This is a genomic window from Polynucleobacter sp., assembly GCF_018500155.2.
In the GTDB taxonomy this organism is placed as follows: Bacteria; Pseudomonadota; Gammaproteobacteria; order Burkholderiales; family Burkholderiaceae; genus Polynucleobacter.
Genome location: NZ_JAHBAK020000017.1, coordinates 1 through 13,653 on the forward strand (window position 1 = coordinate 1; position 13,653 = coordinate 13,653).

Genomic DNA, 13,653 nt, shown 5'->3' on the forward strand with positions numbered 1-13,653 from the left:
CAGGGTTTGGGACATAACATTTAAAATAATCAAAGACCTACATCAATATACTGTGTTTATGAGCTCATCCAAAAATTCCTTAGCCAACAAAGCCCAAGCTTGGTCGGCCCGTTTTGCCGAACCTGTTGACGAACTCGTCCAGCGTTATACCGCCTCTATAGGGTTTGATCAACGTTTTGCCCTAGTGGATATCGAGGGCTCTTTAGCCCACGCGCAAATGCTAGCCGCCCAAAAAATCATTAGTGCTCAGGATTTGGCAGATATTCAAAGAGGAATGTCTCAAATTCGTAGTGAAATTGAAGCTGGCCAATTTCAATGGCAACTGGCACTGGAAGACGTTCATCTCAATATAGAAGCGCGTCTTACCGAATTAGTTGGTGATGCAGGCAAGCGTTTGCATACGGGTCGCTCTCGTAACGATCAAGTAGCGACTGACTTACGCCTGTGGTTACGTGGCAGCGTTGATGAGATTGCAGCTACCTTAAACGGATTGCGTTCTGCACTATTAGATCTTGCAGAAAAACATGCTGCGACCATCATGCCTGGTCATACTCATTTGCAGGTTGCACAGCCCATCACCTTTGGTCATCACTTAATGGCCTACTATGAAATGTTTAGTCGTGATGCTAGTCGCTTAGCTGACTTAAGAGCACGCTTTAATCGCCTTCCCCTAGGGGCTGCCGCTCTGGCTGGAACCACCTACCCCATCGATCGCGAACAAGTTGCTAAAACCTTAGGTTTTGATGGCATTTGCAATAACTCACTCGATGCAGTGTCCGATCGCGACTTTGCTATTGAGTTTTGCGCATTCGCTTCCATTCTGATGATGCATATCTCACGCCTGTCTGAAGAGCTCATTCTCTGGCTGAGCCCAAGATTTGGCTTTATTGATTTACCTGATCGCTTTTGCACTGGCAGCTCAATCATGCCGCAAAAGAAGAATCCTGACGTGCCAGAACTTGCTCGTGGCAAAACTGGTCGTGTATATGGGGATCTTATCTCCCTGTTAACACTCATGAAGAGTCAGCCATTGGCATACAACAAAGACAATCAAGAAGATAAAGAGCCTTTGTTTGATGCAGTCGATACGGTGCAAGATACTTTGCGTATTTTTGCTGACATGGTTCCTCACATTGAGGTCAAAGCAGACGTCATGAAAGCAGCTGCTGAAGAGGGTTTTGCTACAGCAACGGATTTGGCTGACTACTTAGTCAAAAAAGGGCTTGCTTTTCGTGATGCCCATGAGGCTGTTGCTCATGCAGTAAAAGCCTGTGTTGGTAGAAACTGCATGCTCACCGACCTCAGTTTGTCCGAATTGCGCTTTGCCTGTGGCTTAGACAATCGCCCCGAAATGATCGGCGAAGATGTCTTCGCATTACTCACCGTGGATGGCTCAGTGCAATCGCGTCAGCACGCTGGTGGCACCGCTCCCTCGCAAGTTCTTGCTGCTATTCAACGGGCTCGCACAGACCTCTAAATCCCATGGGGTTTTGGCTCAAGCTCTCAGGAGGTATTGATTACATCAATCAGCAGCTAGGTAAGGCTGCTAGTCTGATGATTTTGCTTTCCTGCATAGTATCAGCCGTCAATGCATTACTGCGCTATGGATTGGATATTAGCAATAACTGGCCACTGGAATTACAGTGGTATTTGTTCAGCGCAGCAGTCATGCTCGGCGCTTCCTACACACTAAAACGTAATGAGCATGTCCGGGTAGATCTCATCTATTCCCATCTATCCGATCGCGGCAGACTGTGGGTAGATATTTTTGGTCTTGCTTGTTTTTTATTACCAGCATGTTTGCTGTTTACCTGGCTATCTTGGACAACCCTCTTTTATCCCTCATGGTTGGTCATGGAGGGCTCTTTGAACAGCGGTGGATTAGCGCGCTATCCCATTAAATTTGTTGTCCCCTTTGGGTTCTTCATGTTGAGTTTGCAGGGCGTGTCTGAGTTGATTAAACGCATCGGTGCAATCAAAGGACAGATTGCGCTGCCAGCCGAAGACCTTCATTACGAAAAGCCAATGCAATGATTCCATTGGAGTGGATGCCCCCTTTGATGTTTGGCGGCCTAGTTGTCTTCATGCTCATTGGCTTTCCGGTAGCGTTTTCATTAATGGCGGCTGGCCTGTTCTTTGCTCTGATTGCCATAAGCGAAGGCTTTTTTGGAATGGCCTTTTTACAAGCTATTCCACAGCGTATTTTTGGGAGTGTGCTTGCCAACGACTTACTACTAGCCATCCCCTTTTTCACATTTATGGGCGCGATATTAGAGCGCTGTGGTCTTGCTGAAGAAATGCTCGATTCCATGGGTCAGCTTTTTGGGCGCATACGCGGTGGACTAGGTTACTCAGTCATTATTGTGGGTTTTATTTTGGGCGCCATTACAGGCACCGTTGCCGCGCAAGTGATTGCGATGGCGATGATCTCATTACCAGTCATGATGCGCTACGGATACAACATGCGTTATGCCACTGGAGTGCTAGCCGCCTCTGGCACCATTACGCAGTTAGTACCACCATCACTGGTACTCATTGTTCTAGCAGATCAGCTCAAAACACAGAGTGGTAGCGCGGATGTTGGCAGCATGTATTTAGGCGCGTGGGGTCCCTCGCTTTTACAGATTCTGCTGTTTGCCCTGTATACATTTATTCTTTCTCGCCTGCGCCCTGAAGACTTACCTCCAGTCCCCGAGGCGGATTTAACATTGAGAGGATGGGCTCTTTGGAAAAAGTGCCTGATGGGCATCATTCCATCTGCAGTCTTAATCTTTTTAGTGCTGGGCACGATTATGACTGGCATTGCAACACCAACGGAGTCTGGCGCCATGGGAGCTATGGGTGCTTTGTTATTGGCTTGGATTCGACGCGCCAACATCCCTAACCTAAAAGGTTTAGTACAAGAGGCTTATCAAAACACCATGCGCATTACTGCCATGGTGGTATTTATTTTGATTGGCTCAACCTGCTTCTCGGTAGTCTTTCAAGGCGTAGATGGCGGGCATTGGGTTGAAGAATTATTCTCCAACCTACCAGGCGGCTGGATAGGATTTTTAATCGTCGTCAATCTCTTTGTATTCTTTCTGGCATTCTTTTTAGATTTCTTTGAGATTGCATTCATTGTTGTGCCCATGCTTGCGCCTGTTGCCGTCAAACTGCTTTCACCTGTTTTACTCGACTCTATGAATGGCAATCCTCAGGCTGCAGCAAGCGCAGCACTCGTCTGGTTTGGGGTAATGCTTTGCGTGAATATGCAAACCTCATTTATGCATCCCCCGTTTGGGTTTGCATTGTTTTATCTCAGAGGGGTGGCTCCAAAAGAAGTTAAAAGCAGCGACATCTATTGGGGTGCGCTACCTTGGGTGTGCCTCCAACTAGTGATGGTCGCTGTAGTCGTGGCATTTCCTGCGCTAGTAACCACATTCCTTGATAAGCCAGCGGCTGTGATTGATAGTCAAGACTTTAATTTCACGAGCGAAGATCATTCACCGGAATCAGCCAACGGTAAAGTAGATGAAGATGCCCCAGTCACCTTCCAGCTTGATAAGCCGATTAAATAAGATCTGAGAGACTTTTTGAGGCTCTAGTGAAGCCTCAAGGGGGCTTTATTGTATTTTTTTAATTTCTTTTACAGCATTGCCATCACCAACCAAAACAATGGTTGGCACATGCTTTTGTGCTTCGCTATCTGCTACAGATCCGTAAGTACAAATAATTAAATGGTCGCCAACGTGCGCCTTTCGAGCAGCAGCGCCATTTAAGGAAATGATTCCTGAGCCACGAGCCGCTTTAATGATGTAGGTTGAGAATCGCTCGCCATTATTAATGTTGTAGAGTTCAATTTTTTCAAACTCACGCATATTGGCAGCGTCCAAAAGATCTTCATCGATGCCACAGGATCCTTCATAGTGCAAATCCGCTTCAGTCACTGTGGCACGATGAATCTTAGCTAACAACATCACTCTGTTCATAATTTTTCTCTAACCTTATAAAGTGATATCGCGTTCTTGTCTGACGCAATCCACATAATATTCGCTTCTACCATCCACTTCGGTCTTCACAAGACCATGGATGTCCGTCTCAAATCCTGGGAACTTCTCATTAAAGTCTCTTGCAAAGTAGAGGTAATCCACAATCCGCTTATTAAAGCGCTCGCCCGGAATCAACAAGGGAATACCGGGTGGATAAGGTGTTACCAACATCGCTGTAACACGACCATCTAATTGATCGAGTGGTACACGATCAACTTCCTTATGCGCCATCTTCGCCCAAGCTTCGGAAGGCATCATAGCAGGCTCCATATCCGAGGTATACATCTCGGTCGTCATACGAGCAACATCACGGCTCTTATAGAACTCATGAATTTGCTGGCAAATATCCTTAAGACCAACACGTTCATAACGCGGATGCTTTGCAACAAACTCTGGCAACACTTTCCATAACGGGGCATTTTTATCAAAATGATCCTTGAACTGTTGCAACTCCGTTACTAGAGTATTCCAACGACCCTTGGTAATACCAATCGTAAACATAATGAAGAAGGAGTACAGCCCACACTTCTCAACGATCACCCCATGTTCTGCAAGATACTTTGTGACAATACTGGCAGGAATACCCATCGATCCAAAATTACCCTCGATATCTAACCCTGGTGTCACAACCGTTGCCTTAATAGGGTCAAGCATGTTGAATCCTTTGGCAAGCTTGCCAAAATCATGCCAGCTCGCGTTGGGCTCTAATATCCAATCGGAGCGCTCACCAATACCCTCTTCCGCAAGATGATCTGGGCCCCAAACCTTAAACCACCAATCGGCACCGAATTTATCATCCACTTCACGCATCGCGCGACGAAAGTCCATGGCTTCGGCGATCGACTCCTCAACTAAAGTCGTACCGCCTGGAGACTCCATCATTGCTGCAGATACATCACAAGAAGCAATAATCGAGTATTGCGGACTTGTTGAGGTATGCATTAAGTACGCCTCATTAAAACAATCTCGGTCTAGCTTTGTCTCTTCTGCATCTTGTACCAGTACCTGTGATGCTTGGGATAACCCAGCCAATAACTTATGAGTGGACTGGGTAGCAAACATCAAACTCTTCTTGGTGCGCTTGCGATCCGATCCAATGGCATGCATGTCTTTATAAAATGGGTGGAATGCAGCATGTGGTAACCATGCTTCATCAAAGTGCAATGAATCCACTTTGCCATCTAGCATGTCTTTGATCATTTCAACGTTGTACACAATACCGTCATAAGTACTTTGTGTCAGCGTCATGACACGTGGAACAACATTCTTATTTTTAATAAAAGGGTTGGCATCAATTTTCTTCTTGATGTTTTCCCACTCAAACTCTTCTTTTGGAATGGGGCCAATAATGCCAAGGTGATTACGCGTTGGCATGAGGAAAATAGGAATCGCGCCCATCATCGTAATTGAGTGAATAACGGACTTATGGCAGTTGCGATCCACTAAAACCACATCGCCTGGAGCTACTGTGGAGTGCCAGACTATCTTATTAGAGGTAGAGGTGCCATTGGTTACAAAGAACAAGTGATCCGCATTAAAGATGCGGGCTGCATTGCGCTCACTTTGCAGAACAGGTCCCGTATGGTCTAAAAGCTGGCCCAACTCTTCTACCGCATTACAGACGTCTGCACGCAGCATATTTTCACCAAAGAATTGATGAAACATACGACCTACAGGGCTCTTTAAGAATGCTACGCCACCGGAATGTCCAGGACAATGCCAAGAATACGAACCTTCAGAGGCGTAATTGGTGAGCGCCCGGAAAAATGGTGGAGGCAAAGAATCCAAATACACTTTCGCTTCGCGGATGATATGGCGCGCTACAAACTCAGGTGTATCTTCATTCATGTGAATGAAGCCATGCAGTTCACGCAAAATATCATTGGGCATATGGCGCGATGTGCGCGTCTCGCCATATAAGAAAATTGGAATATCTTCGTTGCGCTTACGAACTTCAGTAATAAAGGCCCGCAAATTATTTAATGCAGGCAGGTCATGATCTTCTGAATCTGAAACAAATTCTTCATCATCAATTGACACGATAAAGGTGGAGGCGCGTGAAGCTTGCTGTGCAAAAGAGGTCAGATCGCCATAGCTAGTTAAACCAATAACTTCCATACCCTCATTCTCAATCGCCTCTGCGAGATCGCGAATACCAGAACCCGAAATATTTTCGGAGCGGAAGTCCTCATCAATAATGATGATTGGGAAACGAAATTTCATAAAAACTCCCCTGCTTGCTTATCCGATGCGTTCGGAATCCACTTATCAAAATTGGCCAAATCGATGACTCGACCGCCATTTGGCGCAACTGCGACGATATCGACAAAAGACGCATTTTGCTGCACATCTCTTGGTAAGTAAACATGCCGGGCATAAACCTGGTTTGCCAGGCTTTCGTGGTAACCGGTAAAGGTAATGAGCAAGTGCCATTGTTGCTCTATTGCGGTTTTTCCAAGATATTCGTTCAGGGGGCTAGCCTCATCAACACTGTGCATTGCTGTCCAGGTTAGTGAAAACACTGGGCTTTCTGAGCGATGCAGGGGCAACTCCACTGAGCGACGATAGCGCTCGCCTTCTTTGGTCATACTTTCCGCAATTAACCATAGCCGTAATTGCGCTTCCACAATGTGTGAGCTGCGGTCATTGGCGACCCGAAATTTGAAAGTTTGAACGCCATCATGACTACCCACCACAGCAACCTTGGAAAAGCGAACACCGGCAGTCGGACGCGTAAAGCGTGCAAACGCCAAACCAGTTGTCAAGGCGGAATACACAATGCCAAAGAATGCCTCAAATGTCACGATGGCATTCGCCCAGTGACCCACAGGCGTCATGCGACCATAACCAATAGTGGCCATGGTTTGCACACTAAAGAAGAAAACATCGAGCAAAGAGCCTGGCTGAGCGTGTGTAATTGCACCCTCACCGCAGGCTAAATAAGCTAAAGCAAATAAGAAATTGGTGGCAACGTAAACAAATACCACCAAGAGCAGAAAGCTGGCCCAACTAGTTCCTAACAGCCAGTGATAAAAATTATTCTCTGGACGCGCCATCTCGGTGCGCGAGAGCGTAGCGCGATATTCGTCGAGATTAATCCGTACGGGACGGCGATTCAAAGAAAATTTACGCACTACCGAAAAATGGCTTAGGTTTTAGGCAGGGTTACACCCCGTTGACCCTGATACTTGCCACCACGATCTTTGTATGACGTGCCACACACTTCATCACTTTCAAAAAAGAGTACTTGTGCACAACCTTCGCCAGCGTAGATCTTTGCTGGTAGCGGTGTTGTATTGGAGAACTCTAAAGTGACATAGCCTTCCCACTCTGGCTCAAAAGGCGTGACGTTAACGATGATGCCGCAACGGGCATACGTACTTTTACCAACGCAAACTGTTAAGACACTGCGCGGAATCTTGAAATACTCCACCGTTCTGGCCAAAGCAAATGAGTTTGGCGGAATGATGCAAACATCGCCTTTGAAATCCACAAATGATTGCTCATCGAAATTTTTAGGATCCACAATCGTGCTGTTGATATTCGTAAAGATCTTAAATTCGTCTGCGCAACGAATGTCATAGCCATAACTTGATGTGCCATAACTCACAATTTTGTTGCCGGCGGCGTCTTGGCGAATTTGCCCCGGTTCAAACGGGCTGATCATGCCTTGTTCGCCCATGCGGCGGATCCAGTGGTCAGATTTAATAGTCATGGACGAATTGTAAAACCTTCGCCCCCACTTCCCAGGAATTTATTGGGGTTTTTGGGTAAAAACCACCCGTTCTGGGGCGTTATAGATCTCAAAATGTTTGCCCGAACAGCGGGACAGAATGGTGAGGTTGGTTTTTCGTGCCAACTCCAAACCCATCAAGGTGACTCCGGAGCGGGTCAAGAGGAATGGAATGCCCATCTGCGCCCCCTTGATGACCATTTCAGAGGTAAGGCGCCCCGTCGTGAAAAAGATCAAATCTCTTCCGGATTTATTGGCCAGCCACATCAAGCCTGAGATGGAATCCACCGCGTTATGACGTCCCACATCTTCAATAAAGTGCAGCAAGCGCACCCCGTGATCACCTTCTCGCTCAAATACTGCACAGGCATGCACAGAGCCTGATTTCTTATAAATGGTGTCATGCACTCGGATCGCATCTACCAAACTGATAATGGCGTCTTGTGACAACGTCGGCCCTTCAGGCAAACGTATCTCCGACATTTCTTCCATCAGGCCACCAAACATCGTCCCCTGTCCACAGCCTGTGGTCACAACACGCTTACTTGTGAGCGCATCAATGTCAACGGTACTGCGACGGGTTTTGACGGCGGCGGAATCCGTTTCCCAATCTACTTGGATACTCTCGATATCTTCAGGAGATTGCACGAGACGTTGATTGCGCAGATACCCAAGCACTAAAGCCTCAGGGGCGCTGCCAAGAGTCATCAAGGTCACTACTTCGCGTTTGTCTAGGTAAATCGTCAGGGGGCGCTCACCGGGGATATGGGCCTGCTTAGTCCGACCAGCCTCATCCAGTATGGTTACCTCATGCACCAAGGGCACAGAGGCATTAGACATCTGAATTTTGGGTTTTGTCGTCACAACTGACATCAAGGACCTTTTCAAGGATTTTGTGAAATTTTATCGGGGCTTACAGAGAATTAACTTTAACCGCAGACTAAAATTACTGCTGAAGACCGCATAATTGAGGATTGTGCCTTAATTGACCCCATTTTTAATGAAGACCGCTTTACATGAGTAGCCCACAGCGCCGCCTCCTTGTTACTTCAGCCCTCCCCTATGCCAATGGTCAGATCCATATCGGCCATCTGGTTGAATACATTCAAACAGACATATGGGTGCGCTTTCAACGGATGCGCGGTCATGAAGTGCATTACGTGGGTGCGGATGACACTCATGGCACTCCGATTATGTTGCGCGCTGAAAAAGAGGGGTTAACTCCCAAGGAGTTAATTGCGAATGTATGGAAAGAGCACAAACGCGATTTTGATCACTTTTTGATTTCGTTTGACAACTACTACACTACAGATAGTCCTGAGAATGAACAACTTTCACAAAGTATTTATATCAAACTCCGAGATGCAGGCTTAATTGAAAAACGTGCCATTGAACAAGCTTACGATCCAGTAAAAGAAATGTTCTTGCCAGATCGTTTCATCAAGGGAGAGTGTCCGAAGTGTGGCGCCAAAGATCAATATGGTGATAACTGTGAAAAATGTGGCGCAACATACTCTCCCACCGATCTCAAAAATCCTTTTTCAGTAGTTAGCGGCGCCACCCCCATCAAAAAGATCTCTGATCACTATTTCTTTAAATTGTCAGACCCTCGTTGCGAAGCATTTTTGCGCGAATGGACTCAGGTGAAAACACCTCTCCAGCCTGAAGCGCGCAATAAGATGAAAGAATGGGTTGGCGAGCCTGGCGAAAGCAAACTTGGTGATTGGGATATTTCTCGTGACGCCCCCTACTTTGGCTTTGAAATTCCTGATGCTCCGGGTAAGTACTTCTACGTTTGGTTAGATGCCCCGATTGGCTACTACGCTAGCTTTCTCAATTACTGTCAAGCCAAAGGGCTGGCATTTGATGAATGGGTCAAGCCCGATACCAATACTGAGCAGTACCACTTCATTGGCAAAGATATTTTGTATTTCCATACTTTATTCTGGCCCGCTACCCTGCAGTTTGCAGGTTATCGCACTCCGACAAACGTCTTTGCCCATGGCTTCTTAACGGTTGATGGCGAGAAAATGAGTAAGTCTCGTGGCACATTAATTTCTGCCAACAGCGTCATCGAATGTGGCTTTAACCCAGAATGGTTCCGCTACTATTTCGCCACTAAATTAAATGACAGTATGGAAGATTTAGATTTAAATCTTCAGGATTTCGTTGCACGTGTGAATAGCGATTTATTAGGCAAGTACATCAACATTGCCAGTCGAAGTGCTGGCTTCCTAGTAAAGCGCTTTAATGGCGTAGTTTCGGATGATGCAATGAGCAATACCTTGCTCAAGGACATTGCTTCCAATAGCGAAAAAATTGCCGCACTTTATGAAGGGCGCGAGTACGCTAAAGCATTGCGCTTGATCATGGAACTTGCAGACAAGGTCAATGGGTTTGTTGATGAAAATAAACCATGGGAAATCGCCAAAGATCCTGCCAAAGAGGCTGACCTGCAAAAAGTCTGTAGCGTTACTTTGGAGGCCTTCCGCATGCTCAGCCTGTACCTCAAGCCTGTCATCCCACAAGTGGCTGCTGGTGTGGAAGCGTTTTTATCCCTAGCGCCACTGGGCTGGGAAGATATCCATACCCCACTTTCGAGCAAGAACCCGATTAAGCCTTACAAGCACCTCATGACCAGGGTAGAAGCCCCACAAATTGAGGCTTTGCTAGCGGTCAACTTATAAAAAAAGGGGCTGAAAAGCACCTATAATGGTGGTCGTAGTCCCCAGATAACTTTTGGAATAATTTTTATAAGTTATTGAATTTATTGAGTATTTTAGGAAATACCATGGCAAGATATCAGTCAGAATTCACCCAGTTCTTAAATGAACTCAAAGAAAAGAAGCCACACCTCGAGGCTGACCAACAAGCTGGTCGGGCGCTGTTATGGGACAAAGAGCCTCAAACCGTTGAAGATCAGCGTCGCGCAAAAGCAGCTAAGTTAAAACAACGCGCATACGTTTACTCGAATGACTAACTCAAGCAATTCATCGGGCGTTGAGCCAAGCGCTCAGCCGATGTCGGATTTGCTTGATAGCACTCCATCAGTTACCGATGGGATGTCGGAGGCTTTCGCCAAACTCTATGGCGAACCGCTATTCAAACTCCCAACAGATTTATATATTCCACCAGATGCCTTAGAGGTTTTTCTAGAGGCATTTGAAGGTCCTCTCGATCTTTTGCTGTATTTAATTCGTAAGCAAAACTTCAATGTGCTCGATATTCCGATGGCCCAAGTTACCCAACAGTACTTAAGCTATATCGATCAAATTCGTCACCATAACCTTGAGCTCGCTGCTGAATATCTATTAATGGCGGCCATGTTAATTGAGATTAAATCTCGCATGCTTCTGCCTATGAAGAAGGCTGATAGCGAGGAAGAGGTTGAGGATCCACGTGCAGAATTGGTACGTCGTCTCTTAGAGTACGAGCGCATGAAGTTGGCTGCTCAAGAACTTGATCAAATTCCACAGCAAGGTCGTGATTTCCAAGTAGCACATGGCTTTGTCGATACCACCGTTGCGATTACCTGGCCAGAGGTCAATTTAGAAGATCTCCAAATGGCGTGGCGAGATGTTCTGCATCGCGCCAAATTAAATCAACATCACACCATCACTCGTGAAGAGCTTTCTGTAAGAGACTTTATGACGCGTATTTTGCGGCGCTTACAAAATGCAAAGTTTGTTGAATTTGGTGAATTATTTGAAGATGCCATTAAGTCTGGCAAAGGCATTCCAGTGGTGATTGTGAATTTCATTGCCATGCTCGAGCTCTCGCGTGAAGCTTTAGTAGAAATTACGCAAGCAGAGCCGTACGCACCGATTTACGTACGTCTTGCTTACACCCCTGTCGCATGAAAATCATTAGCGATATTCAAGAGCTGCGCGATCATCTGCGCGGACAAAATCGCGCCTCTTTTGTGCCAACTATGGGCAACCTGCATGAGGGCCATCTCTCACTCATGCGATTGGCAAGACAACACGGTGATCCTGTTGTCGCTAGCATCTTTGTCAATCGTTTGCAGTTTGGACCGAACGAAGACTTCGATAGCTATCCGCGTACCATGCAAGCCGATATAGAAAAGCTAGAGAGAGAAGGCGTCTATATTCTATTTGCACCAACAGAGCGCGACTTATACCCACAACCCCAGGAATATCGTATTGATCCACCCCAGCAACTAGGCGATATTCTGGAGGGCGAATTTCGTCCTGGCTTTTTCAAAGGGGTTTGCACCGTAGTACTCAAACTATTTTCTTGTGTGCAGCCTAAGGTTGCCGTATTTGGCAAAAAGGATTATCAGCAACTGATGATTATTCGCCAGATGGTCAAGCAATTTGCACTCCCAGTAGACATCATTCCTGGTGAAACCATCCGCGCAGAAGATGGTTTAGCCCTATCCTCTCGCAATGGCTACCTCTCTACTGAAGAGCGTGCTGAAGCACCCGAGCTTCAAAAAGCGCTACAAGAAGTGCGCGCTCAAGTACTGCAATTAACTACACGCAGTGCTAGTAGCCTGGCAGAGATCGAAAAATTAGCGATTGCCAAATTAACAGGGCGTGGCTGGAAACCCGATTACATCGCCATTCGGCAGCAAAGTGATTTAGCTCCTGCGACTAATGAAAGTCTTGAGGCTGGCGAACCCCTTGTAATTTTGACTGCAGCAAAGCTAGGCAAAACAAGGTTGATAGATAACCTAGAGATTTAAAACTTCTTGGGATTATTCATCCCAAGGAAACCTCTCTTTAGAGAGTTGCTCCATGATTTCGCGCTTACTCAAGGTGGAATTTTTTCTGCGAGTCTCTTCAGATGGATTGGTTGCGTTAGCTACCGACTCATTTACATCTTTTTGCCCCGCAGCTTCAGAAGGCGAATTAACACTGTTTAAATTACCTGAACTATCCTGGTTAACTTGATTGCTCATCACTATTGAATCAATTAGTCTGGCCAGTGATTTACAGAGCGAAGGACTGCCCTACTTGTAGGTTCAATTCTTTAGCCAACTCGGCACCAGTCACTTTGCCGCTTGCGCCTTTTGCTTTGAGCACTTCAATCTGCCCACCATGACAAGTTACAAAGAATGAATCTAAAGTGATTTGCGTGATTTCACCTGGCTTGCCCTTTACGGCGCCAAATGTACCTGCCACATGCTTATGGCAATCGAAGATTTGCACTTTTTGTTCACCGAATTTGGTCCAGGCACCAGGTGCTGGGTTGCAAGCACGAATCAAGTTATAGATTTGGCTAATATGCGTCGCCCAATGAATCTGCGCAGCATTCGCATCAAACCAACCTTCATAGTTCGCCTGTGACTCATCCTGAATGAGCTCTTGGTGTTTACCCGCCACTACCAGATCTGCTGCCTCTTGTAAGGCTTGAATGCCAATCGGGAAAAGATGATCAAAATAAATTTTTCCTAATGTGTCATTAGGTCCAATCGCTACTTCTTTTTGTAAAATCACTGCACCCTCATCTAAGCCATCAGATGGGCGGAAAATAGTTAAGCCAGTCTTCTCTTCGCCGAGTGCAATCGCCCAGTTAATAGCGCTGGGGCCGCGATACTTAGGCAAAAGTGATGGGTGATATTGAATAGTCCCATGCTTTGGAATTTTGACTAGTTCCTGAGGCACAAATTGCAAAACATAAGCCATGACGCAAATATCGGCTTGGCTATCAATCATCGCTTGTGCCGCCTCTGGGCTTTTTAGAGAAGCAAATTGCAAGGGGGTTAAACCCCTTGCAATAGCCGCTGCTTTCAGCACTTCAGGCTTTGTTGATTTGGGATTATCTGGAGGACAAAACACCGCTACTACTTCATCCCCACGGTCTAAGAATGCTTCTAACGCTGCTTTACCAAAATCAGCGCTCCCTATCAACGCAATCCGCATA

14 protein-coding genes are annotated in these 13,653 nt (G+C 46.3%); 7 read left to right on the forward strand and 7 right to left on the reverse strand.

Annotation, left to right across the window (positions count from 1 at the left end):
* Positions 1-58 precede the first annotated feature (58 nt).
* From argH to KIH43_RS01845, 3 genes are read left to right on the forward strand one after another with little or no spacing between them, the layout of a single operon-like run.
* Positions 59-1,477 (forward strand): argininosuccinate lyase, encoded by a 1,419-nt coding sequence (gene argH / locus KIH43_RS01835; RefSeq protein ID WP_297717107.1) that lies wholly within the window; start codon positions 59-61, stop codon positions 1,475-1,477.
* Between the two features lie 5 nt (positions 1,478-1,482).
* Entirely contained in the window at positions 1,483-2,034 is a 552-nt protein-coding gene (locus KIH43_RS01840) for a TRAP transporter small permease subunit (RefSeq protein ID WP_296968231.1), read from the forward strand.
* Positions 2,031-3,560 carry a TRAP transporter large permease subunit gene (locus KIH43_RS01845; RefSeq protein WP_297717110.1) on the forward strand — a complete coding sequence of 510 codons (1,530 nt, stop codon included), beginning with the start codon at positions 2,031-2,033 and terminating at the stop codon, positions 3,558-3,560. Before KIH43_RS01840 ends, KIH43_RS01845 begins: the two co-directional genes overlap by 4 nt.
* 45 nt (positions 3,561-3,605) lie before the next feature.
* Here KIH43_RS01845 and panD read toward each other — a convergent pair whose 3' ends face one another.
* Genes panD through KIH43_RS01870 form a run of 5 tightly spaced genes read right to left on the reverse strand, consistent with a single transcriptional unit; the run spans position 3,606 to position 8,628 of the window.
* The gene (gene panD, locus KIH43_RS01850; protein WP_297717113.1) at positions 3,606-3,971 is read right to left on the reverse strand and encodes an aspartate 1-decarboxylase; all 366 of its coding nucleotides are present in this window, start codon (positions 3,969-3,971) and stop codon (positions 3,606-3,608) included.
* A 15-nt stretch (positions 3,972-3,986) separates the two neighbouring features.
* Entirely contained in the window at positions 3,987-6,254 is a 2,268-nt protein-coding gene (locus KIH43_RS01855) for an arginine/lysine/ornithine decarboxylase (RefSeq protein WP_296968226.1), read from the reverse strand.
* Positions 6,251-7,150 (reverse strand): ion channel, encoded by a 900-nt coding sequence (locus tag KIH43_RS01860; RefSeq protein ID WP_297717117.1) that lies wholly within the window; start codon positions 7,148-7,150, stop codon positions 6,251-6,253. Before KIH43_RS01860 ends, KIH43_RS01855 begins: the two co-directional genes overlap by 4 nt.
* 29 nt (positions 7,151-7,179) lie before the next feature.
* Positions 7,180-7,746, reverse strand: a complete 567-nt coding sequence (gene dcd / locus KIH43_RS01865) for a dCTP deaminase (protein WP_068948880.1) — start codon at positions 7,744-7,746, stop codon at positions 7,180-7,182.
* A 39-nt stretch (positions 7,747-7,785) separates the two neighbouring features.
* Entirely contained in the window at positions 7,786-8,628 is an 843-nt protein-coding gene (locus KIH43_RS01870; protein ID WP_297717253.1) for a formate dehydrogenase accessory sulfurtransferase FdhD, read from the reverse strand.
* Positions 8,629-8,780: 152 nt separating this feature from the next.
* Here KIH43_RS01870 and metG point away from each other — a divergent pair, with 152 nt between their 5' ends.
* From metG to panC, 4 genes are all read left to right on the forward strand, one after another.
* Complete coding sequence (gene metG, locus KIH43_RS01875) at positions 8,781-10,451, forward strand: methionine--tRNA ligase (protein ID WP_366069213.1); 1,671 nt, start codon at positions 8,781-8,783, stop codon at positions 10,449-10,451.
* Positions 10,452-10,555: 104 nt separating this feature from the next.
* Positions 10,556-10,744 carry a DUF3460 family protein gene (locus KIH43_RS01880; RefSeq protein WP_296968218.1) on the forward strand — a complete coding sequence of 63 codons (189 nt, stop codon included), beginning with the start codon at positions 10,556-10,558 and terminating at the stop codon, positions 10,742-10,744.
* Between the two features lie 40 nt (positions 10,745-10,784).
* On the forward strand, positions 10,785-11,624 hold the full coding sequence (locus KIH43_RS01885) for a ScpA family protein (RefSeq protein ID WP_296968268.1): 840 nt from the start codon (positions 10,785-10,787) through the stop codon (positions 11,622-11,624).
* Positions 11,621-12,472, forward strand: coding sequence for a pantoate--beta-alanine ligase (gene panC, locus KIH43_RS01890; RefSeq protein WP_297717121.1), 852 nt, complete (start codon positions 11,621-11,623; stop codon positions 12,470-12,472). Before KIH43_RS01885 ends, panC begins: the two co-directional genes overlap by 4 nt.
* A 12-nt stretch (positions 12,473-12,484) precedes the next feature.
* On the opposite strand, the gene KIH43_RS01895 is transcribed toward panC, so the two are convergent.
* Both KIH43_RS01895 and KIH43_RS01900 read right to left on the reverse strand, forming a co-directional pair.
* Entirely contained in the window at positions 12,485-12,688 is a 204-nt protein-coding gene (locus tag KIH43_RS01895) for a hypothetical protein (RefSeq protein ID WP_297717124.1), read from the reverse strand.
* Positions 12,689-12,719: 31 nt separating this feature from the next.
* On the reverse strand, positions 12,720-13,652 hold the full coding sequence (locus KIH43_RS01900) for a methionyl-tRNA formyltransferase (RefSeq protein ID WP_297717126.1): 933 nt from the start codon (positions 13,650-13,652) through the stop codon (positions 12,720-12,722).
* Position 13,653 lies beyond the last annotated feature (1 nt).

What these genes read in the sequence shown, in the direction of transcription:
- metG (WP_366069213.1), top strand. Translation starts at nt 8,781, where the DNA reads ATGAGTAGCCCACAGCGCCGCCTCCTTGTTACTTCAGCCCTCCCCTAT.
- KIH43_RS01895 (WP_297717124.1), bottom strand. Translation starts at nt 12,688, where the DNA reads ATGAGCAATCAAGTTAACCAGGATAGTTCAGGTAATTTAAACAGTGTT.
- KIH43_RS01845 (WP_297717110.1), top strand. Translation starts at nt 2,031, where the DNA reads ATGATTCCATTGGAGTGGATGCCCCCTTTGATGTTTGGCGGCCTAGTT.
- KIH43_RS01885 (WP_296968268.1), top strand. Translation starts at nt 10,785, where the DNA reads ATGTCGGATTTGCTTGATAGCACTCCATCAGTTACCGATGGGATGTCG.
- argH (WP_297717107.1), top strand. Translation starts at nt 59, where the DNA reads ATGAGCTCATCCAAAAATTCCTTAGCCAACAAAGCCCAAGCTTGGTCG.
- KIH43_RS01880 (WP_296968218.1), top strand. Translation starts at nt 10,556, where the DNA reads ATGGCAAGATATCAGTCAGAATTCACCCAGTTCTTAAATGAACTCAAA.
- panD (WP_297717113.1), bottom strand. Translation starts at nt 3,971, where the DNA reads ATGAACAGAGTGATGTTGTTAGCTAAGATTCATCGTGCCACAGTGACT.
- KIH43_RS01840 (WP_296968231.1), top strand. Translation starts at nt 1,483, where the DNA reads ATGGGGTTTTGGCTCAAGCTCTCAGGAGGTATTGATTACATCAATCAG.
- dcd (WP_068948880.1), bottom strand. Translation starts at nt 7,746, where the DNA reads ATGACTATTAAATCTGACCACTGGATCCGCCGCATGGGCGAACAAGGC.
- panC (WP_297717121.1), top strand. Translation starts at nt 11,621, where the DNA reads ATGAAAATCATTAGCGATATTCAAGAGCTGCGCGATCATCTGCGCGGA.
- KIH43_RS01855 (WP_296968226.1), bottom strand. Translation starts at nt 6,254, where the DNA reads ATGAAATTTCGTTTCCCAATCATCATTATTGATGAGGACTTCCGCTCC.
- KIH43_RS01900 (WP_297717126.1), bottom strand. Translation starts at nt 13,652, where the DNA reads ATGCGGATTGCGTTGATAGGGAGCGCTGATTTTGGTAAAGCAGCGTTA.